Source organism: Nesterenkonia sp. (assembly GCF_029265375.1).
Lineage (GTDB): Bacteria > Actinomycetota > Actinomycetes > Actinomycetales > Micrococcaceae > Nesterenkonia.
The window spans coordinates 21791-43224 of sequence record NZ_JAJUJJ010000021.1 but is presented as its reverse complement, the minus strand read 5'-3'; the positions used below and the strand labels follow the sequence as shown (position 1 = coordinate 43224).

Below are 21434 nucleotides of genomic sequence, written 5' to 3'. Positions count from 1 at the left end.
TCATGGCTCACCAGTGGCGCGGGGTCATCCGCGAATACGCCGACCGGCTGCCGGTGGACGAGACCACCCGGGTGATCACCCTGGGGGAGGGCGGCACCCCGCTGGTGCACGCCCCGGCCCTGTCCGCCCTGGTCAACGGGGAGGTGCACCTGAAGGTCGAGGGCATGAACCCCACCGGCTCCTTCAAAGACCGCGGGATGACCATGGCCATCACTGCCGCGGTGGCCGAAGGCGCCCAGGCAGTGGTCTGCGCCTCCACCGGAAACACCTCAGCCTCCGCAGCCGCCTACGCCACCCAGGCCGGGCTGACCTGCGCGGTCCTGGTCCCAGCCGGCAAGATCTCCATGGGCAAGCTCTCCCAGGCTGTGGCCCACGGTGCGGAGATCATCCAGATCGACGGCAACTTCGACGGCTGCCTGGACATTGCGCGCAAACTCGCCGAGAACTACCCGGTGTTCCTGGTCAACTCGGTCAACCCGGCCCGCATCGAAGGGCAGAAGACCGCCGCCTTCGAAGTGGTCGACGCCCTGGGCGATGCACCGGACTTCCACCTGCTGCCGGTGGGCAATGCAGGCAATATCACCGCCTACTGGAAGGGCTACCAGGAGTACTGCGACGACGGCGTGAGCAGCTCCCGCCCGGTGATGTGGGGTTTCCAGGCCGCCGGGGCCGCCCCCATCGTGGCAGGACATCCCATCACCGAGCCGGAGACGGTGGCCACCGCCATCCGCATCGGCAACCCCGCCTCCTGGGAGTACGCCGAGGCCGCCCGCGACGAATCAGCAGGACTGATCGAGGCAGTCACCGACGAGGAGATACTCGCCGCCCACCGCTGGCTCTCGGCCAAAGAGGGTGTCTTCGTAGAGCCCGCCTCCGCCTCCGGAGTGGCTGGGCTGCTGAAGAAGCACGCCGCAGGACAGGCGCCTGAGGGCCGCAGCTGGGTCATCACCGTCACCGGGCACGGATTGAAGGACCCAGACTGGGCGGTGAACAACCCCGAGCTGCGCGGCGCCGACGGATCCGCGCCCGGCCCCACCCAGCTGCCGCAGGATGTGGAGACAGTAGCCCGCGCACTGGGACTCTAGGGCGCTGGGACTCTGGCGCGCGCGACTCTCAGGGCAGGCCGCAGAAGGAAAGAGACGATCATGGCAGGAGCACCACTGGGACAGCTGGGCCAAGGCTTAGCCGCCCACCACGCGGCCGGGGAGCCGGCTGGGACGCTGCGCCCGGCGTGCACGGCAGAGACCCGGTTCACCCTCACAGTGCCCGCTACCAGCGCTAACCTGGGCCCCGGCTACGACACGCTGGGCCTAGCTTTGGAGCTGCGCGATGTCATCGAAGTCCACGCTCAGCCGGCGCAGGACCCGGAGAAGCCGCGGGTCGACGTCGTCGTCGACGGCGAAGGAGCAGCCACCCTGCCCACCGACGCCTCCCACCTGGTGGTCACCGTGGTGGAGCAGATCATGGCGGCCAAGGGATACAGCCTGCCCGATCTCACCGTGCGGGCGCAGAACCGGATCCCGCACTCCCGCGGGCTGGGATCCTCCGCCGCAGCAGTGGCCACCGCCGTGGTCAGCGCCGATCAGCTCATCCCCGGCGGACTCAGCGATGAGGAGAAGCTGCAGATCGGCTCGCGCATCGAAGGCCATCCGGACAACTATGCGCCGGCGCTGCACGGCTCGGCGGCAGTCTCCTGGGCCTCCAGCTCCGGGCCGGACACGCTCTACCGCACCGCAGCGCTGCGGCCGCATCCGGAGCTGACCACAGTGGTGGCGGTGCCGGACTTCACCCAGTCCACCCAGGCCGCCCGGGATGTGCTGCCGGTCAGCGTCCCGCACGAGACCGCGGCGAAGAACGCCTCCCGCACCGCCCTGCTGGTGCACGCGCTGACCACAGAGCCGGCCCTGCTGCTGGAGGCCACCGAGGACTACCTGCACCAGGAATACCGCAGGGAGGCGTTCCCGACCTCCATGGCGCTGGTGGACTCACTGCGCCAGGCCGGCCACGCGGCGGTGATCTCCGGTGCCGGGCCCGCAGTGCTGGTGCTCACTGAGCAGCAGAACGCGGCCTCAGCGGCCCAGCACATCGCCGATTTCGCGGCCCCGCGTGCCCCCGGCGACACCTTCAGCGTCCAAAACCTGCCAATAGCCGCCTCAGGTGCTACAGTGGAAGCACCGCGGTAGCCGCAATCTGTTGCCGCATAGCTTTCGCGCACATCGCGCTTTCCCACTGTGGGCTGATGATTCTGAACCGTGCATCGGGTATGCACTGCCCGCCATGCAGCGCTGGGAAATTCTTTCAACACAGGTTGACGCGACGCGAAAGACTGCCATGAAAACCGTCGGTCGCATCTGACGCGACCTGCCCGACGAGGGAGAAGGAAACCTTCGTGACAGACACCACCACTGAGACCGCACAGGCTCAGACTGCCGATCAGGCATCCCAGAACTCCAACGGCGGACTTGCCGGCCTGAAGCTGGCTCAGCTGAAGGCGCTAGCCTCCCAGCTGGGCATCCCCGGCTCTTCCCGGATGCGCAAGTCCGACCTGGTGGAGGCGATCTCCGCCCACCAGCGCGGCGGCGCCGTGGCCGACCGGGCCGAGAAGAACGGCAAAGCCGACCAGACCAGCGACGCCGGCTCCGGACAGGAGCAGGGCGGACAGCAGAAGAGCAACGCCGAAGACCGCTCCGGCGAGCAGAAGCAGAAGGACTCCGGACGCCGCAGCCGCGGCGCATCCGGCCAGGAGAAGGGCTCCGGCGACCAGGACACCGGCGGCGACGCCGGCCTTCAGCAGGCCGACCAGAGCGAGCCCGGACAGAACCGGGGGGAGGACGCCTCCTCCGAGCAGTCCAAGGGTGAGAGCCGCTCCCGCAGCCGCCGCAGCCGCGACCGCGGCCGGGACCAGGATTCCTCCCAGCAGGGGCGCGACTCCGGGGACCGCAACGACGGCGGCCAGAGCGGCGGCGACCAGAAGCAGCGCGATAACCAGCAGGACCGCGATAACCAGCAGGACAACTCCGACGACGACCGCGGAGGCCGCAACGACCGCCGCAACCGGCGGCGCAACCGCAATGACCGCAACCGCCGCAACCGCAGCCGCGGACCCGAGCACGACGACACTGAGGTCACCGACGAGGATCAGCTGATCCCGATCGCCGGCATCCTCGACGTGCTGGACAACTACGCCTTCGTGCGCACCTCCGGCTACCTGCCCGGTCAGAACGACGTCTACGTCTCCCTGCAGCAGGTGAAGAAGAACAACCTGCGCAAGGGCGATGTGGTCACCGGCTTCATCAAAGCGCCTCAGGAGAACCAGCGCAATAACAAGCGCCAGAAGTTCGCCGCCCTGGTGAAGGTGGAGAAGGTCAACGGCCGGCCCGTAGAGCTGAACAGCGAGCGGGTGGACTTCGGCAAGCTGACCCCGCTCTACCCGCAGGAGCGGCTGCGCCTGGAGTCCTCCGACCCCAAGGCCGTCGGCCCGCGGGTGATCGACCTGATCGCCCCCATCGGCAAGGGCCAGCGCGGCCTCATCGTCTCCCCGCCCAAGGCCGGCAAGACGATGATCCTGCAGGCGGTGGCCAACGCGATCAAGACCAACAACCCCGAGGTGCACCTGATGATGGTGCTGGTCGACGAGCGCCCCGAGGAAGTCACCGATATGCAGCGCACCGTCGACGGTGAGGTCATCGCCTCCACCTTCGACCGCCCCGCAGACGACCACACCACCGTGGCCGAGCTGGCGATCGAGCGGGCCAAGCGGCTGGTCGAACTGGGCAAGGACGTGGTGGTCCTGCTGGACTCCATGACCCGCCTGGGCCGGGCCTACAACCAGGCCGCGCCGGCATCGGGTCGCATCCTCTCCGGCGGTGTGGACGCCTCCGCGCTGTACCCGCCCAAGCGGTTCTTCGGCGCCGCCCGGAACATTGAGAACGGCGGCTCGCTGACCATCCTGGCCACTGCGCTGGTGGAGACCGGATCCAAGATGGATGAGGTCATCTTCGAAGAGTTCAAGGGCACCGGCAATATGGAGCTGCGGCTCTCCCGGAACCTGGCCGATAAGCGCATCTTCCCGGCCGTGGACGTCACCGCCTCCTCGACTCGCCGCGAAGAGGCTCTCCTCTCGCCCGAGGAGGTCAAGATCATGTGGAAGCTGCGCCGAGTCCTCTCCGGACTGGACCAGCAGCAGGGCCTGGAGCTGCTGATGAACAAGCTCAAGGAGACCCAGTCCAACGCGGAGTTCCTCATGCTGATCTCCAAGACCACCCTGGGCGGCAACGGAGACTAACAGCGCAGACCCGGGTCCGAGCGTCGCCCCAGTGCGGCGCCTGGACCCGGGTTTTCCTGTCCCGAGCCGCACCCCCACCCTTGAGCGGTCAGTTCTGCGCATAATTCCGCCGGCCCTGGCGGGAATTAGGCGCACCAGTGACCGGTGGATCCTCAGGGGAGCAAGGAAGAGCATGAGCACCGACATCAATCCCCGCATGTTCGACTCCGTCGACGCCCTGCTGCAGGAGCACCGTGAGCTGCAGGACCAGCTGGCCCAGCCGGAGACCCACGCCGACCAGGCCCTGGCCAAGCGGCTGGGCCGCCGGTATGCGCAGCTCAACGGCGTGGTGGAGGCCCACCGCACCTGGAAGCAGCTGGGCGATGATCTCCAAGCCGCTGAAGAGCTCGCCGACGAGGACCCCGAATTCGCCGCCGAAGTCCCGCAGCTGCGCGAAGCGCTGGATCAGGCCGCCGATCGTCTGCTGCGCATGCTCATCCCGCGGGACGAGAACGACGCCCGCAACGCCATTCTGGAGATCAAAGGCGGAGCCGGCGGGGACGAAGCCGCGCTCTTCGCCGGGGACCTGCTGCGCATGTACACCCGTTACGCCGAATCCAAGGGCTGGAAGACCGAGATCCTCTCGGCCACACCGTCGGACCTGGGCGGATACAAGGATGTGCAGGTCGCGGTGAAGTCCAGCACCAATGACCCGGCCGAAGGCGTCTATGCGCACCTGAAGTTCGAAGGCGGCGTGCACCGGGTCCAGCGCGTGCCCGAAACCGAGTCCCAGGGGCGGATCCACACCTCTGCGGCCGGCGTGCTGGTGCTGCCGGAGGTCGACGAGCCCGAAGAGATCGAGATCAGCCAGAACGATCTGAAGATCGACGTCTACCGCTCGTCAGGGCCCGGCGGCCAGAGTGTGAACACCACCGACTCCGCGGTGCGCATCACCCACCTGCCCACCGGCATCGTGGTGGCCATGCAGAACGAGAAGTCCCAGCTGCAGAATAGAGAAGCAGCCATGCGCGTGCTGCGCTCCCGGCTGCTGGCCCACCAGCAGGAGCAGATCGACGCCGAAAGCGCGGCGGCCCGGAAGTCCCAGGTGCGCACGATGGATCGCTCGGAGCGCATCCGGACCTACAACTTCCCGGAGAACCGGATCGCCGACCACCGCACCGGCTACAAGGCCTACAACTTAGACGCGGTCATGAACGGGGAGCTGGACCCGGTGATCGACTCCTGCATCCAGATGGACGAGCAGGAGCGCCTGGCCGCCCTGGCCGAGCAGAACGGCTGAGCCAGGTGGCAGAACTCGCCGCCGAGCTGCGCCGCGCTGCCCAGGCGCTGGCCGAAGCCGGGGTCTCCAGCCCGCGGGCGGATGCGGAGCTGCTGGCCGGCCATGTGCTCGGCATGCGCCGCGGTCAGCTGCAGGCCCGCGCCGCAGCCGGAGCTGAGCTTCCGGAAGCCGCCCAGCAGAAGCTGAGGGCGCTGATCAGCGAACGCGCCCGACGCATCCCGCTGCAGCACCTCACCGGGGAAGCCCCCTTCCGCACCCTGAGCCTTCGAGTGGGGCCCGGGGTGTTCATCCCCCGCCCGGAGACCGAACAGGTGGTCCAGTACGCCCTGGACCGGCTGGCGCAGCTGCGCCGCCGCGGAGTGACCCGGCCCCGGGTGATCGACCTGGGCACCGGCTCAGGAGCCATCGCCGCCGCCGTGGCCGCAGAGCATCCCGATGCTGACGTGCACGCAGTGGAGCTCTCCGCTGAGGCGGCTGCATGGGCCGAGCTGAACTTCCAGAACCTGCCGGAAGGATCCGCCGCAGTCACTCTCCACCGGGCGGATCTGCGTCAGGTGCCCGACCTGCTCGCCGCCGGTGAGCTGAGCAGCCCCACCGGCGCGGCAGACCCTAGCGGCGGGTTCGACGTCGTGATCTCCAACCCGCCCTATATTCCGCCCGGCAGCGAACCCACTGAGGTGGAGGTCGCAGAGCACGACCCGCAGCTGGCGCTCTACGGCGGGGGAGACGACGGGCTTGAGCTGCCGCGAGCCGCAGTGGAGACCGCCGCGGCCGTGCTGGTGGACGGCGGCTGGTTCATCCTCGAGCACGCCGAGGTGCAGGCCGATGCGCTGGCCCGGATCTGTACGGCCCATCCGCAGCTGGCCGACGTCACCTCCCACCAGGACCTCAGCGGCCGACCCCGGGCCACCAGCGCGGTGAAGACATCAGCCTCCGGGCCGGCGTGAAAGAATACAGCGCGTGAGTGAGACCATCGACGTAACCTCCCACCAGCAGCGTGCCGCCGGCATCGAGGCTGCCCGCGAGGCCGTGCAGCGGGGCGAAGCGGTGGTGCTGCCCACTGACACCGTCTACGGCATCGGAGTCGACGCCTTCAGCCCCCAGGCAGTGGCCGTGCTGCTGGCCGCCAAGGGCCGCAGCCGCACCGTGCCCCCGCCGGTGCTGATCGCCCGCCAATCCGTCATGGACGCCCTGGCCGTCGAGATCCCCGAGGCCGCCCGCACCCTGGCCGAGACCTTCTGGCCCGGTGGGCTCACCCTGATTCTGCAGGCCCAGCCCTCGCTGTCCTGGGACCTGGGGGAGACCCGCGGCACCGTGGCGCTGCGCATGCCCGCTGACGAAACCGCATTGGAGCTGCTGGCCGCTGTGGGCCCCATGGCCGTCTCCTCCGCCAACCGCACTGGGATGCCGGCGGCCACCACCGCCGCCGAGGCCCGCCAGATGCTGGCAGATTCGGTGAGCATCTACCTCGACGACGGCGACCGGCGGCAGAACCAGGCCTCCACGATCGTCGACTGCACCGGCGAGGTCCCCACTGTGGTGCGTCACGGCGCGATCCCGCTGCATGAGCTGCAGGCGGTGGTGCCGCAGGTGCGCGGCGCCGAGGCGGAGCAGGGCACTGAATCTGGCGAGGCTGAGGCCGAGCAGGGCGCAGAATCCCACGACGCCGAAGCCGGCCCGGACGAGGACCAGCCGCAGACCGGAACGCAGGCCTGAGGGGCATATGGTCTACTTCCTCATAGTGCTCAGCGTCTCCGCGGTGGTGACGTATCTGCTCACCCCACCGGTGCGCCGGCTGGGGCTGAGGCTGGGCATCTACACCCCCATCCGCTCCCGGGACATCCACACCGAGGTCAAGCCGCGCTGGGGCGGGGTGGCCATCTACCTGGGAATGGTGGCCGGACTCGGCGTGGCCGCCGGCATCCCGTACCTGTCCGGACTCTTCAGCGACCTGACCCCGGTGATCGGGGTGCTCACGGCCATGACGCTGATCCTGATCACCGGTATGGCCGACGACGCCTGGGACATCCACTGGGCGATCAAACTGGCAGTCCAGATCAGCTGCGGACTCATCCTGGTGCTGCACGGCATCCGCCTGGAGGTGATGCCGGTCGGCTGGCTGGGAGTAGGCGGCCCGCTGCTGCAGGGCTTCCTGACCGTGTTCCTGGTGGTGATGACCATCAACGCCTTCAACTTCATCGACGGTCTGGACGGCCTGGCCGCCGGCGTCGCCGCCATCGGCGGGTCCGCCTTCTTCCTCTACAGCTACATGCTGGCGCTGTCGATCCAGGAGTTCGACGCCTCCAACCTGGTCACCCTGCTGATGGCAGTGCTCATCGGCTCCTGCCTGGGCTTCCTGCCGCACAACTTCCACCCCTCCAATGTGCTCATGGGCGACACCGGAGCGATGCTGCTGGGCCTGGTGATGGTCGCCGGTGCGCTGATCGTCACCGCCTCCCTGGAGCTGCACCAGGAGACCTTCCGCTTCCGCAACATCCCGGCCTATATGCCGGTGCTGCTGCCGCTGACAGTGATGATCCTGCCGCTGCTGGACCTCATCCTCGCGGTTCTCAGGCGAGCTGCCCGGCGGACTTCACCCTTCAGCCCGGACCGCGGACACCTGCACCACAAGCTCATCGACTCCGGCTACTCCCACCCCCAAGCAGTGCTGCTGCTGTACCTGTGGGCCGCGATCTTCGCCTTCGGCTCGGTCTCGTTCAACTTTCTGCCCTGGCAGGCCGTGCTGCTCGCCATGGCCCTGGCCTTCGCCGCCGCCACCGCATTGACCCTCGGGCCCTGGATGCGGCAGTGGATAGGGCGGATCAATCCCGCAGCGGCGTTCAAACCCAGTGCGCTGCCCGGCACCGGTCACGACGCCGACCTCGACGAGGCCGACCAGCTGCCCCAGACCGATGAAAGCACCGGTCCTGCTGACCGGCCGCACAGCAGCCGCAACGGGGACGTATGAGCACCGCGCGGCTCTTTCCCCGGGCCCGGCGCTGGCGGCGGGTGCTGCTGATCGCCTCCACCAGCGGCGCGGCAGCGCTGCTGGCAGCCGCAGGGGCAGCAGCAGTGATCGGCGGATCAGCAGCGGCAGGCTCTGCGGCCTTCGGCGGTGGCGCAGTGGCCGTCATCTCCTTCACCACACTGGCACTGGTGGACTGGAGCGACCGACGCGCGCCCGGCTGGACGATGCGGCTGTTCCTGGTCGGCTTCGCCGTGAAGGTGGTGGGTCTGGTGCTGCTGGCCGCGGCGGTGCCCCCGGCCGATTGGCTGCAGCCCGGCTGGGCCATCGGCGCAGGGATCGGCACGCTGGTGGTCTGGCAGACCGCCCAGATCTTCAGCTTCGCCTCTATGCGCCTGCCCATCGAGCCCCAGCCGGAGCGTCCCGCAGACTGATCCCGGAGGGGATGCGGCAATTTTCTACGCGCTGTAGTAATGTGGGGGCGGCGCAGAAGACGCCGCAGGCCGGATCCGCACTTTGATAGGGTGGGCGAGGCTGTGGCGGGAATCACTCTGCGTCGACTTTCCTCGCCCGAACCTGAGACTGTGGTCTCGTTCATTCGACGACCGATGAGAGGACCAGCGTTGTCATCGCTTGCCCTGAGAGCCGCCGAAGAGGGTGGCTTCCAGCCGCCCACCATCAGTGAGACCCATCTCCCCGAGATCTTCCCCTGGATGGCCGAGTGGGGCACCGGCTTCGGCAAGAACATGCTGATGGCGCTGCTGGCGGTGCTGCTGATCATCGCCCTGTTCTCCTTCGCCATCCGCAAGCAGGCTCTGGTTCCCTCCCGGACGCAGTGGATCGCCGAATCCGGCTACGCGTTCGTGCGCAATACCCTCGGCCGGGACATCCTCGGCGAGAAGCACTTCCGCCCCTGGGTGCCGCTGCTGTTCACGGTCTTCTTCTTCGTGCTGTTCAACAACATCTTCGGCGCGATACCGTTCCTGCAGCTTCCCACCTTCTCCCACGCCGGCCCGGCCTACGCCATGGCGGGCATGATCTGGCTGACCTGGGTGGTGCTGGGCTTCCGGATGCACGGCGCGAAGTACCTCAAGCTCGTGACCGTCCCCTCCGGTGTGCCGAAGTACCTGCTCCCCCTGCTGGTCCCGCTGGAGTTCCTGTCTAACTTCATCATCCGGCCGGTCACCCACTCCCTGCGTCTGATGGCCGTGATGCTCGCCGGCCACATCATCGTGATGCTTGCCGGATCGGCCGCCGAGTACCTCATCGTCCAGCAGGAGGGCATCGCCAACACCGGACTGGGCGTACTCATCCTGCTCGGATCGATTCCGCTGTACTTCCTGGAGCTGGTGATGATGGTGCTCCAGGCATTCGTCTTCGCACTGCTGACCGCCATCTATATCCAGGGGTCCATCGAGGCCGAGGCACACTGACCAACCGCTGCGAACGCAGCAGCACAAGCCGTCCGGTCCCGGCACACATCCGGGGACGGAGACACAGAGACCATCCCGGTGAGGTGCACCGGGACCGCAACAGAAAGAGAGAAAACATATGGAAGGCAACCTGAACATGATCGGCATGGGCCTCGCCGGCACCGGTGCGGCCATCGGTATCGGGCTGATCTTCGCCGCCTACATCAACGGCGTGGCTCGGCAGCCGGAGGCTCAGCGCGTGCTGCAGCCCATCGCCATCCTCGGCTTCGCGCTGGCAGAGGCAGTCTTCATTCTTGCCCTCGTCTTCGCCTTCGTCCTCTGAGCTGCCTGCCGGCAGAACAGATGACCGGGCCGGGACGTTCCGGCACTCTTCTGAAGACCACCAGACTTAGTGAAAACGGGTGAACACATGATCAGCGCATCTCTGATCCAGGCGGCGGAGGGCGACGCCAACCCGCTGGCCCCCAATCCCTGGGAGCTCCTTGTGGCGGCCCTGGGCTTCCTGGTGCTGCTCTTCGTCGTTATCAAGTGGATCGCGCCGAAGTTCGAACAGGCGTACCAGAACCGCGTTGAGGCGATCGAGGGCGGCATCAACCAGGCCGAGGAGGCCAAGGCCGAGGCCGAGGCGCTCAAGGCGGAGTACCAGAAGCAGCTGGCCGAGTCGCGCGCCGAAGCTTCCCGGATCCGGGACGAGGCACGGGCCGAGGCCGGGCAGATCGTTGCCGAGGCCCAGGAGAAGGCCGCTGCGGAAGCTTCGCGCATCCGCGAGCAGGCACAGGCTCAGATCCAGGCCGAGCGGGCCGCGGCTGCTGCGCAGCTGAAGACCGACGTCGGATCCCTGGCCACCGACCTGGCCTCCAAGATCATCGGCGAGGCCCTGGAGGACGACGCCCGCTCCCAGCGCGTGGTGGACCGCTTCCTGGCTGACCTGGATGCTGAGCAGCAGACCCAGGGGGCAGCACAGTAATGGCGGCGGTGACCAGCGAATCTCTGGCCTCGCTGCGCAGCGATCTGGCCGAGCAGATCGCCTCGGCGGGCCTGACCGTGGCCGATGAGCTCTTTGCGGCTCTGGACGTGATCGACGGCTCCGCCGGTCTGCGGCGCGCGCTGACCGATCCGGCGCGGGAGCCGGCGGGGCGGGCCTCAGTGGTCCGCTCGCTGTTCGGCTCCAAGGCCCAGCAGACAACGGTCGGCATGCTCGAAGCGGTCGTCTCTCGCCGCTGGAGCTCCGACCGGGATCTCGGCGACGCGGTGGAGAACCTCGCGGTCGACGTCGTAGCCGCCCAGGCTGAACGCGGGGGACTGCAGGGCCTGGAGGAGCTCGAGGGCGCGCTGCTGGGCTTCCGCCGCACAGTGGCAGAGTCCCACGAGCTGCAGCGGGCGCTTACCGACCGGCAGGCACCTGCTGAGGCCAAGCAGCGGCTGGCTGCACGGCTGAGCCCCTCGGTCTCCGCAGAGGCCCGGCTGCTGATCGACCGTGCGGTGACCCAGCCGCGGGGGCTGCGCCCCTCGGCGCTGATCGAGAAGTTCGCCACCGCCGTGGCCGCCCGCCAGCAGCGCTGGATCGCACAGGTCACCACCGCCAAGGAACTGGACAGCACCACGCGGGAGAAGCTGTCCGCCAGCCTGGACCGCTACTTCGGGCGTGAGCTGAAGCTTGACGTCGTCGTCGACCCCTCAGTGGTCGGCGGCATCCGAGTGCAGGTCGGAGACGAAGTGGTCGACGGAACCGTCGCCGCCCGGCTCTCCAGCCTGCAGCGGACACTTGCCGGCTAGCCCAGTGCTGGCTCACACACAGATACGTTGAACCACAGGCCGCGGCAGAAGCGGCGGCCACTGACAGAGGAGAGCAGGGACAGCAGATGGCCGACTTGACCATCAACGCCGACGACGTCCGCAGTGCTTTGAATGAGTTCGCCGCGTCCTACGACCCCGGCAGCGCTGAGCGCACCGAGGTGGGACGCGTGATCTCCGCGGCCGACGGCATCGCACGAGTCGAGGGACTTCCCTCGGCCATGTCGAACGAACTTCTTCGCTTCGAGGACGGAACCTTGGGCCTGGCCCAGAACCTGGACACCCGCGAAATCGGCGTGGTGGTGCTGGGTGAGTTCTCCGGCATCGAAGAGGGCCAGGAGGTAACCCGCACCGGAGAGGTCCTCTCCGTGCCGGTGGGCGACAAGTTCCTCGGCCGCGTCGTGGACCCGCTGGGCAACCCCATCGATGACCTCGGGGACATCGAGGCCGAAGGGCGCCGCGCGCTGGAGCTGCAGGCCCCCTCGGTGGTGCAGCGCAAGTCCGTGGAGGAGCCGCTGCAGACCGGCATCAAGGCCATCGACGCCATGATCCCGATCGGCCGCGGCCAGCGCCAGCTGATCATCGGCGACCGCCAGACCGGCAAGACCGCCATCGCCATCGACACCATCCTGAACCAGAAGGCCAACTGGGAGTCCGGCGACGAGAAGAAGCAGGTGCGCTGCATCTACGTGGCCGTGGGCCAGAAGGCCTCCACGGTGGCCTCGGTGCGCCAGACCCTGGCTGAGAACGGTGCGCTGGACTACACCACCATCGTCGCCTCCCCGGCATCGGATCCGGCCGGCTTCAAGTACCTGGCGCCGTTCGCCGGCTCCGCACTGGGCCAGCACTGGATGTACGACGGCAAGCACGTGCTGATCATCTTCGACGACCTCTCCAAGCAGGCTGAGGCCTACCGCGCGGTCTCCCTGCTGCTGCGCCGCCCGCCGGGCCGCGAGGCGTTCCCCGGTGATGTCTTCTACCTGCACTCCCGTCTGCTGGAGCGCTGCGCGAAGCTCTCCGATGACATGGGCGGCGGCTCCATGACCGGCCTGCCGATCATTGAGACCAAGGCCAATGACGTCTCGGCCTACATCCCCACCAACGTCATCTCCATCACCGACGGTCAGATCTTCCTGCAGTCGGACCTGTTCAACGCCAACCAGCGTCCCGCAGTCGACGTGGGCATCTCCGTCTCCCGCGTCGGCGGCGCCGCACAGACCAAGGCGCTGAAGAAGGTCTCCGGCACGCTGAAGCTGGACCTGGCGCAGTACCGCGATATGCAGGCCTTCGCCATGTTCGCCTCGGACCTGGACGCTGCCACCCGGCAGCAGCTGACCCGCGGTGAGCGTCAGACCGAGCTGCTCAAGCAGGCTCAGTACAGCCCCTACCCGGTGGAGGAGCAGGTCGTCTCCATCTGGGCCGGCTCCCAGGGTCACCTGGACGATGTCGAGCTTGCCGATGTGAAGCGGTTCGAGGCCGAGTGGATCGAGCACCTGCGACGCAAGACCGATGTGCTGGGCGCCATCGCCTCCACCGGCAAGCTGGAGGACGACACGGTCAACACGCTGAACGAGGCCATCGAAGAGTTCAAGCGGAACTTCCACTCGGAGGGCCCGTCCTCCATCGTGGGCAATGAGTCCGCTGACGCGCTCTCCGACGACGACATCGCACAGGAAGAGATCCCCGCCTCGAAGTGAGCTGCGGCTCACAGCGGAGATAGCTTCACCGTACTGAGGGAAGGACAAGCATGGGAGCCCAGATTCGGGTCTATCGCCAGAAGATCGCATCGACGTCGTCGATGAAGAAGATCTTCAAGGCGATGGAGCTGATCGCGACCTCACGCATCGGCAAGGCGCGCGACCGTGCGCGGGCGGCATCGCCCTACGCGGAGGCCATCACCCGTGCGGTCTCGGCGGTGGCCTCGCAGCACGGGGTGGAGCATGTGCTCACCGACTCGGTCCCTGAGCCCAAGCGGGCCGCTGTGCTGATCATGACCAGCGACCGCGGTCTGGCCGGGGCCTACTCCACCAATGTGCTCAAGCACTCCGAGTCACTGGTGCGCCGGCTGACCGAGGCAGGGGTGGAAGTCCGTCCCTACCTCTACGGACGGAAGGCGCAGGCCTTCTACGACTTCCGCAGCCGCGAGTACGACCAGGTGTGGACCGGCAAGACGGATGCCCCTGAGTTTGAGACCGCCCGGGACATCGGCAGCACCCTGGTGGACCGGTTCGTCCAGCCCACCGCCGAAGGGGGAGTGGACGAGCTCTACCTGGTCTACACCCAGTTCAAGTCCATGGTGACCCAGGAGCCGGTGGCCCACCGGCTGCTTCCCCTGGCAGTGACGGAGGCCGAGGAGGGTGCCGAGGCCGAGCCGATGCCGCTCTACGAGTTCGAGCCCTCCCCGGAGAAAGTGCTGGACGCGCTGCTGCCGAAGTACATCGAGTCGCGCATCTTTGCGGCGATGCTGGAGGCCTCCGCCTCCGAGCTGGCTGCCCGCCAGAAGGCCATGAAGTCCGCCGCAGACAACGCCGATGAGCTGATCCGCAAGTACACCCTGCTGCGGAACAACGCCCGCCAGGCGGAGATCACCCAGGAGCTCACCGAGCTCATCGCCGGTGCAGATGCGCTGGCCTCGTCCTAAGTCCCATTGACATCGTCAAGATCAAGTGAAGTGAGAGAGATGACTGCCACTACTGCAGAACAGCCCGCCGGGGCCGTGCAGCCCGGCGCCACCGGCCGTGTCGCCCGGGTCATCGGTCCGGTTGTGGACATTGAGTTCCCTGCTGATGCCATCCCGGAGATGTACAACGCGCTGGTCGCCGAGGCGGAGATCGGCGGCGAGACCAAGCGGATCACCTTCGAGACCGCCCAGCACCTCGGTGACAACCTGGTGCGCGGCATCTCGCTGCAGGCCACCGACGGCCTGGTCCGCGGTGTGCCCGTGCAGGACACCGGAGCGCCGATCTCGGTGCCGGTGGGTGATGTGGTGAAGGGCCACATCTTCAACGTCCTCGGCGAGACCCTGGATATGCCCACCGATGACCTGGAGGTCACCGAGCGCTGGCCCATCCACCGCGAGCCGCCGAACTTCGCGGCTCTGGAGGGCTCTACCGAGATGCTGGAGACCGGTATCAAGGTGATCGACCTGCTGACCCCCTACATCAAGGGCGGCAAGATCGGCCTGTTCGGCGGCGCCGGTGTGGGCAAGACCGTGCTCATCCAGGAGATGATCACCCGTGTGGCCCGCAACTTCGGCGGCACCTCGGTCTTCGCCGGCGTCGGTGAGCGCACCCGTGAGGGCAACGACCTCTGGGTGGAGATGGAGGAAGCAGGCGTCCTGAAGGACACTGCCCTGGTCTTCGGCCAGATGGACGAGCCGCCGGGCACCCGTCTGCGCGTGGCGCTGACCGGCCTGACCATGGCGGAGTACTTCCGCGATGTGCAGGACCAGGACGTGCTGCTGTTCATCGACAACATCTTCCGCTTCTCCCAGGCCGGCTCCGAGGTCTCGACCCTGCTGGGCCGGATGCCCTCGGCTGTGGGCTACCAGCCCAACCTGGCCGATGAGATGGGCGTGCTGCAGGAGCGGATCACCTCCACCCGCGGCCGCTCCATCACTTCGATGCAGGCCGTCTACGTGCCCGCCGATGACTACACCGACCCGGCACCGGCCAATGTGTTCGCACACCTGGACGCCACCACTGAGCTATCCCGTGCGATCGCCTCCCGCGGTCTCTACCCTGCGGTGGACCCGCTGACCTCCACCAGCCGGATCCTGGACCCGCAGTACATCGGTCAGGAGCACTACGACTGCGCCACCCGCGTGAAGCAGATCCTGCAGAAGAACAAGGAGCTGCAGGACATCATCGCGATCCTGGGTGTGGACGAGCTCTCCGAAGAGGACAAGATCATCGTCTCCCGTGCCCGGCGCATCGAGCAGTTCCTCTCGCAGAACACCTACACCGCGGTGCAGTTCACCGGCGTGGAGGGCTCCACGGTTCCGATCAAGGACACCATCGAGGGCTTCAACGCCATCGCCAACGGCGATCTGGACCACGTGCCCGAGCAGGCGTTCTACAACATCGGCGGGCTCGACGACGTCGAGCGCAAGTACGCCGAGATGCAGAAGGGCTGATTCGAATGGCAACGCTGGACGTTCAGGTCGTCGCCTCCGACCACGCTGTGTGGTCGGGGGAGGCGAAGTCCATCCGCGGACGCACCGTGGACGGCGATATGGGCATCCTGCCCGGCCACACTCCGGTGCTGGCGCTGCTGGCCGAGGGCGAACTGGTCATCGAGCCGGTGGAGGGCCCCAGCGTGACCGCTCACGTGGCCGGCGGCTTCTTCTCCGTGGATTCGGACAAGGTGACCATCGTCGCCGACGACGCCGACCTCACCTCGGAGGCCTGAGCCTCTCCTCTCTCTCATCACACAGCTGCGGCCCCCGGTGCTTGCCGGGGGCCGCAGTCGTGTCTGGGGCAGCGGCCGTGGTGGAGGCATGAGAGGTGCTGACCGCCTGGCGTTCAGAACGGACGCGGGCTCAGAACGGACGCGGGCTCAGAAAGGCGCGGGATGAGAACCGGCGCTGGCTGAGAACAAGCGCAGGCTCAGAACAAGCGCGGTGCGGCGTCGTCGACCCCGCGCATATCGTCATAGTCGAGCACCACGCAGCGGATGCCGCGGTCCTCGGCCAGAGTGCGCGCCTGCGGTTTGATCTGCTGAGCGGCGAAGACTCCGGTCACTGGGGCCAGCAGCGGATCTCGGTTCAGCAGGTCCAGATACCGGGTGAGCTGCTCGACGCCGTCGATCTCCCCGCGGCGCTTCAGCTCCACCGCCACGGTGCCCTGGGGTCCCTTCGCCAGGATGTCCACTGGCCCGATGGGGGTGGGATGCTCCCGCCGGATAAGAGTGTGGCCCTCGCCGAGGCGTTCGATCTGCTCAGCCAGCAGGCGCTGGAGGTCGGCTTCGACGCCGTCCTTGACCAGCCCTGGGTCGCTGCCCAGCTCATGGGTGGAGTCGTGGTGGATCTCGGCGATGTGGATCCTCAGCTGGTCATCGGTCTTATCCGCCTGCACCGTCCACACCTCAGTGATGCCTGCTTCAGCCTGCTCGGCATCGGGCTCGTGGACGCGCATGGTCGCCGGCGGCGACATCCAGTTCAGCGGCTTGTAGGAGCCGCCGTCGGAGTGGATCAGCACGGCGCCGTCGGCTTTGACCATCAGCAGCCGCTTGGCCTGGGTCAGGTGGGCATTCAGACGCCCCGAATAGGTCACCGAACAGGTAGCAATCACCAATCGCACAGTGGACGATCCTACCGTTCGCCGGTCCGGACGCGCAGTCAGCCGATCCGCCAGCAGTGACTGTGCCAGTGGCGGCGCTCGGCAGCGGCTGCGGCATCGCCCATGATGTCATCGGCGCGCCAGGCCACCACATGGGCGGTTCCCTCGCCGATGAGCAGTCCGCAGCCGGGGCAGGTGTACGTCTTCTGCGCAGCCGATCCTGGGATATAGCGGACGTGGTACTCGCCGTCGCGCCTGCGCACCAGCCCCGAGCTGAAGCCTCCCGGTGCCAGATAGGAGGTGCTCAGCGGACGGTGCGCACGCTGCCATTTGCTCCCGCCCCTGCGGCTGCGTCCCTTGCCCACGCCGCTATTGTGGCAGAACCCCACGACGCTCCAGACGGCCGACGGAGAGGTCGCCACCTGAATAGACGCTGAATTGTAACCAGATCGTTATCTTCGGTAGGCTGGGGCGCTGAACATCGACCTGCCTCCATCCCGAAGGACATTCGTACGTGCGCTACCTCTCTGCCATCATCACCTGTCTCATCGGCCTGCTGCTGCTGGCCCTGGGCATCGGTCAGCTCAACGCCGAACCTGAGGAGACCATCGCCGAAACCGAGGGCGCCCAGGAGGCTCCCTTCACAGTGATCACTGAGGAGCTCATCGACTCCGAGGCCGGGCGCGATGAATTCATCATCCAGGCCGAGGGGGAGTACACCCTGGCGATCGGCAGGCTCTATGACATCGAGGCCTGGCTCGGAGATGCCGCCTATAACCGGGTCACCGGGTTTGTGGAGGGCGAAGGCGATGAGCCGCCGCGCATCGAGGCTGAGTACGTCGACGGCGAGCAGGAAGCGCCCAACCCGGCCGACTCGGACCTGTGGGTGGCCAGTGAGACCACTGAGGGCGACCTCCTCTACCGGTGGAGCGCCCCGGACGACTCCGGAGACTGGGCCCTGCTGATCTTCCGCGACGGTCAGGAGCCGGCGCCGGCGCAGATCACTGCCGAGCAGCCTCAGCCCTTCTCCCACGCCGGCGGGATCGCCCTGGTGATCCTCGGCGCTCTGGGAATCTTGGCCGCGCTCTGGCTCTACTACCGCGCCCGCTCCAGAAACGGCCGCGCTCCGGAGGCCCTGCAGACGGAGACCGGGCAGCAGGCAGCAGTCCCGGCCGCAGCCGCGGTAGGCGGTGCGGCGACGCCCACCGTGGAGGATGAGACGCGCGCCGCACAGGAGGCGACGCTGGACAATGACAGCCGCGAAGCCGCCGGCCGCGAGGGGGCTGCCGAGGGATCACCCTGGTGGGCGCAAGAGGATCCGGAGGCCGAGGACGTCGCCGCAGCGGAGGCGGACGCTGAGAGCGAGAGTTTTGCCGGCCAGGACGCCGGGGACGAGGACCGTGGGGACGAGGACCCAGAAGGTGATGATCCAGGTGATGATCCAGGCGATGAGGACCCCGACGACGACCCGGACGCCGGTGACGGCCCAGAGGGCGACGACGGCCCGGACCGGGGGCCGCACAGCGGCTCCGACGCCCCCGATGAGCAGACCGCACCAGAAGAGGATTCGGAGACCACATCTGTGATTCCCACCGATCAGCCCCACACTGAGGAGCCCGCCGATGAGTCCCATCAGCGCCACAGCTGGAGGGACCGGCTCTTCGGATGGCGCCGCGGCTTTTCGGCCCTGACCGTGGCGGCCGTGGCTGCCGCCTCCGCAGTGGGAGCCCCCGGGCCGGCCCATGCCGAGCAGGAGACCGAGAACCCCGAGACGGAGCAGGCCGAGGAATCCCCGGAGGAGACCGAGTCCCCGGAGGAGACCGAACCCGCCGAGGCTGAGGAGACCGAGGAGGCCGAAGAGTCTCCGGAGCAGACTGAGCCTGACCAGCAGGAGTCCCCCGAGGAGTCCCCGGACCCCGACCAGGGCCAGCCCGAGGGTGAGCAGGACGTGGAAGTCGAAGGCGAGATGCCCGCCGAGGGCTACTCTGTGCTGCTGGCTTCCCAGCTGGAGCGCATCCTCAACGATCTTGCCAAGGTGGTGGAGACCGCAGACCAGGAGCAGGATGCCGAGCTGCTCGAATCGCGCGTCTCCGGCGATGCACTGCGCGCCCGGGAGCTGGCCTACCGCAACCACGAGTTGGCCGACGCCGACCTGCCTGCCCCCATCGGAAGCGAGGTGCTCTCGGCCGCCGTCACCAGCAGCACCGAGTTCCCGCGCCAGGCCCTGGTGATCACCGACCATCCCGATAACGAGGTCCCGCAGATCCTGGTGCTGGAGCAGTCCAGCCCCCGGGAGAACTACCGCCTGGTGCAGACCTCCATGATGGCGCCGGGCACCGAGTTCCCCGCGCTCTCCGCCGAGCAGGGCGGCATCAACCCGGTCGCCCCCGACGCCGAGACCGGCGGCGTGACCCCCACCGACGCGGTGGCCGGTATGGCTGAGTACTTCACCGACTCCGAGGCCGAGATCGGCCAGCAGATGGCCGAGAGCGTCTATGTGGAGAGCCTGCACGAGTACTACGCAGAGCTCTCCGAGGCTGCCGATGACACCGAGGTGAACTTCCCCGAGCCCGAGCTCAGCGAGGAGGACATCACGGCGCTGCAGCTGCCCGACGGCTCCACAGTGGTGGCCGGCTCCTTCGACATGGTGATGCAGATGGCGCCGCTGGCCGACGGCGACACCATCTTCCTGGAGCACGAACTGGTGGTGGAGCTGGTGGACACCGACTGGACCACCTTCCCCACCGAGATCACCACCCTGGAATCTGTGGTCGTGCAGATCCCGCCGGAGGGCTCCGAGGAGCAGATCGTGCTGCTGGGCGTCAATGACATCATCGCCGACGCCTCGATCGACACGCCGGAGTGGTTCGATGGGTACGATGAGGATTGATGACTGAACAGCCTTCAGAGAACACACCGACCGTCAACAGCCGAGGCGCCGTCGACCTCTCCTCCCTGGCCGGACAGTCCCAGGGAGCGGGGCAGACGGAGAACCGCAGCGGTGCCGCCCAGGGCGGCAGCCGCGACTCCTGGGTGCTGGCCATCCAGCCGCAGCAGATCCAGCAGATCGTCCAGCTCTCAGCCCAAGCGCCGGTGCTGGTGCTCATGCACGGCTCCGACGCCACCAGCCAGCGGTTCATCGACGTGCTGTCTGAGGCGGTGGACGCCCAGTCCGGCCGCATCCTGCTGGCCACCCTTGACGCGGCATCCTCGCCGCAGCTGGCCCAGCAGGCCGGTCAGATGCCGGTGGTCACCGCGTTCCTCGGGGGACAGCCGGTGGGAGAATTCGACTCCCAGGCCCCGGCCGAGCAGCTGCCGCAGCTGGTCACCCAGATCCTCCAGGCGGCCACGCAGAACGGCATCACCGGAAAGCTTCCGCCGCAGTCCACCCGCCCCGGAGGGGAGGACGGCGAAGAGGAGCAGCTGCCGCCCCTGCACCAGAAGGCTCACGACGCCTTGGAGGCAGGAGACCTGGCCGGCGCGGCTGAAGCCTTTCAGCAGGCGCTGAAGGAGCGGCCCGACGACGCCGACGCCAAACTGGGCCTGGCCCAGGTGCAGCTGATGCAGCGAACCCAGGACAAGGACGTGGCCGCTGTGCGCCAGCAGGCGGCAGAGAATCCCGACGACGTTCAGGCACAGACCGATGTGGCGGATGTGGATGTGCTCGGCGGCCATGTCGAGGACGCCTTCAACCGGCTCATCCGGTTCATCCAGACCCATGCCGACGATGACCGGGAGACCGCGCGCAAACACCTGGTGGAGCTGTTCAGCATTGTCGGCGACCAGGACCCGCGGGTGGCCGCAGCACGCCGCAAGCTGGCCAACGCACTTTTCTGAGCCGCCTCGGCCGCTCAGCCGGCTGAGGAGTCCTGGGACCCGGCCTCCGTCTCATCAGTCTCCTCGATGTCCAGAAGATCGGTGCACCGACGGGTCTGCTCAATCCGGCCCACCGCCTCGGACAGCGCGAACTGAGCATTCATGGTGGTGTCCTCGGTCAGCCGCTCGCCGTCCAGCAGCACCTCCACGGTCGGCTCCCGGCCGTAGCTGATCAGCTGCAGATGGTCCTCGTTCTCGATCCACACCCAGTCCACCCCGGCCGGCGAGACGCACGGATGCTCGCTGGGACCGATCGGCTCGACCCCGCAGCGCAGCACCACTGCAGCGGGGTCCCCCCACGCGGCCGTTCCCTGGGAGGAGGTGGGCCGCTGGGAATGCTCGCCGATCTCCTCCGGAAGGGTCAGCATCACGTCCGCGCACACCGGGTCATGGGCCTGCGGAGCCGGCTCCACTGTGGCCGTGGCGGCACATCCGGCCGCCCCGAACGCGGCGGCCGCGGCGACCACGACGGCGGCTCGCTGTCGAAAGCTCCGGTCGAGAGCAGGTTTTGGTCTCACGTGAC

Annotated in this window: 21 protein-coding genes; 18 read left to right on the top strand and 3 right to left on the bottom strand. The window is 67.8% G+C overall.

All coding sequences use genetic code 11. The features are described from left to right. The first annotated feature begins 2 nt into the window (after positions 1-2). The 16 genes from thrC (at position 3) to Q1K09_RS09485 (ending at position 16166) form a co-directional block, all read left to right on the top strand. A complete protein-coding gene (gene thrC / locus Q1K09_RS09560) occupies positions 3-1085 on the top strand; it encodes a threonine synthase (protein WP_300345136.1) in 1083 nt (360 codons plus the stop codon). 60 nt (positions 1086-1145) lie between these two features. After that, positions 1146-2183, top strand: a complete 1038-nt coding sequence (gene thrB, locus Q1K09_RS09555) for a homoserine kinase (RefSeq protein ID WP_300345134.1) — start codon at positions 1146-1148, stop codon at positions 2181-2183. A gap of 206 nt (positions 2184-2389) precedes the next feature. Next, complete coding sequence (gene rho / locus Q1K09_RS09550) at positions 2390-4285, top strand: transcription termination factor Rho (RefSeq protein WP_300345132.1); 1896 nt, start codon at positions 2390-2392, stop codon at positions 4283-4285. 196 nt (positions 4286-4481) lie between these two features. Continuing rightward, positions 4482-5564 carry a peptide chain release factor 1 gene (prfA, locus tag Q1K09_RS09545; protein WP_300345150.1) on the top strand — a complete coding sequence of 361 codons (1083 nt, stop codon included), beginning with the start codon at positions 4482-4484 and terminating at the stop codon, positions 5562-5564. Positions 5565-5569: 5 nt separating this feature from the next. Then, positions 5570-6511, top strand: a complete 942-nt coding sequence (gene prmC / locus Q1K09_RS09540) for a peptide chain release factor N(5)-glutamine methyltransferase (protein ID WP_300345130.1) — start codon at positions 5570-5572, stop codon at positions 6509-6511. A 13-nt stretch (positions 6512-6524) separates the two neighbouring features. Next, complete coding sequence (locus Q1K09_RS09535; protein WP_300345129.1) at positions 6525-7280, top strand: L-threonylcarbamoyladenylate synthase; 756 nt, start codon at positions 6525-6527, stop codon at positions 7278-7280. A 7-nt stretch (positions 7281-7287) separates the two neighbouring features. Beyond that, the gene (locus Q1K09_RS09530) at positions 7288-8532 is read left to right on the top strand and encodes an MraY family glycosyltransferase (protein WP_300345127.1); all 1245 of its coding nucleotides are present in this window, start codon (positions 7288-7290) and stop codon (positions 8530-8532) included. Further along, on the top strand, positions 8529-8963 hold the full coding sequence (locus Q1K09_RS09525; protein ID WP_300345125.1) for a hypothetical protein: 435 nt from the start codon (positions 8529-8531) through the stop codon (positions 8961-8963). Before Q1K09_RS09530 ends, Q1K09_RS09525 begins: the two co-directional genes overlap by 4 nt. A gap of 189 nt (positions 8964-9152) precedes the next feature. After that, positions 9153-9962: a F0F1 ATP synthase subunit A gene (atpB, locus tag Q1K09_RS09520; protein WP_300345123.1), complete on the top strand. Its 810-nt coding sequence runs from the start codon at positions 9153-9155 to the stop codon at positions 9960-9962. A 118-nt stretch (positions 9963-10080) separates the two neighbouring features. Next, a complete protein-coding gene (locus Q1K09_RS09515) occupies positions 10081-10284 on the top strand; it encodes an ATP synthase F0 subunit C (protein ID WP_300345121.1) in 204 nt (67 codons plus the stop codon). A gap of 87 nt (positions 10285-10371) precedes the next feature. Next, positions 10372-10929 carry a F0F1 ATP synthase subunit B gene (locus Q1K09_RS09510; protein WP_300345119.1) on the top strand — a complete coding sequence of 186 codons (558 nt, stop codon included), beginning with the start codon at positions 10372-10374 and terminating at the stop codon, positions 10927-10929. Continuing rightward, positions 10929-11738 carry a F0F1 ATP synthase subunit delta gene (locus Q1K09_RS09505; RefSeq protein ID WP_300345117.1) on the top strand — a complete coding sequence of 270 codons (810 nt, stop codon included), beginning with the start codon at positions 10929-10931 and terminating at the stop codon, positions 11736-11738. The genes Q1K09_RS09510 and Q1K09_RS09505 overlap by 1 nt, the downstream gene beginning before the upstream one ends. A gap of 86 nt (positions 11739-11824) precedes the next feature. Next, entirely contained in the window at positions 11825-13453 is a 1629-nt protein-coding gene (gene atpA / locus Q1K09_RS09500) for a F0F1 ATP synthase subunit alpha (protein WP_300345115.1), read from the top strand. Between the two features lie 50 nt (positions 13454-13503). Next, positions 13504-14397, top strand: a complete 894-nt coding sequence (locus Q1K09_RS09495) for a F0F1 ATP synthase subunit gamma (RefSeq protein WP_300345113.1) — start codon at positions 13504-13506, stop codon at positions 14395-14397. Between the two features lie 39 nt (positions 14398-14436). Then, positions 14437-15891: a F0F1 ATP synthase subunit beta gene (gene atpD, locus Q1K09_RS09490; protein ID WP_300345111.1), complete on the top strand. Its 1455-nt coding sequence runs from the start codon at positions 14437-14439 to the stop codon at positions 15889-15891. A gap of 5 nt (positions 15892-15896) precedes the next feature. Continuing rightward, entirely contained in the window at positions 15897-16166 is a 270-nt protein-coding gene (locus Q1K09_RS09485; protein WP_300345109.1) for a F0F1 ATP synthase subunit epsilon, read from the top strand. Positions 16167-16363: 197 nt separating this feature from the next. Here Q1K09_RS09485 and nucS read toward each other — a convergent pair whose 3' ends face one another. Both nucS and Q1K09_RS09475 read right to left on the bottom strand, forming a co-directional pair. Then, complete coding sequence (gene nucS, locus Q1K09_RS09480) at positions 16364-17056, bottom strand: endonuclease NucS (RefSeq protein WP_300345107.1); 693 nt, start codon at positions 17054-17056, stop codon at positions 16364-16366. Positions 17057-17094: 38 nt separating this feature from the next. After that, a complete protein-coding gene (locus tag Q1K09_RS09475) occupies positions 17095-17457 on the bottom strand; it encodes a hypothetical protein (RefSeq protein ID WP_300345105.1) in 363 nt (120 codons plus the stop codon). A gap of 92 nt (positions 17458-17549) precedes the next feature. Here Q1K09_RS09475 and Q1K09_RS09470 point away from each other — a divergent pair, with 92 nt between their 5' ends. Together Q1K09_RS09470 and Q1K09_RS09465 are read left to right on the top strand one after the other, a co-directional pair. Continuing rightward, positions 17550-19925, top strand: a complete 2376-nt coding sequence (locus tag Q1K09_RS09470) for a hypothetical protein (RefSeq protein WP_300345103.1) — start codon at positions 17550-17552, stop codon at positions 19923-19925. Beyond that, positions 19925-20872, top strand: coding sequence for a tetratricopeptide repeat protein (locus tag Q1K09_RS09465; protein WP_300345101.1), 948 nt, complete (start codon positions 19925-19927; stop codon positions 20870-20872). The genes Q1K09_RS09470 and Q1K09_RS09465 overlap by 1 nt, the downstream gene beginning before the upstream one ends. Positions 20873-20886: 14 nt before the next feature. On the opposite strand, the gene Q1K09_RS09460 is transcribed toward Q1K09_RS09465, so the two are convergent. Continuing rightward, positions 20887-21429, bottom strand: coding sequence for a DUF3515 domain-containing protein (locus tag Q1K09_RS09460; RefSeq protein WP_300345099.1), 543 nt, complete (start codon positions 21427-21429; stop codon positions 20887-20889). Positions 21430-21434: the final 5 nt, after the last annotated feature.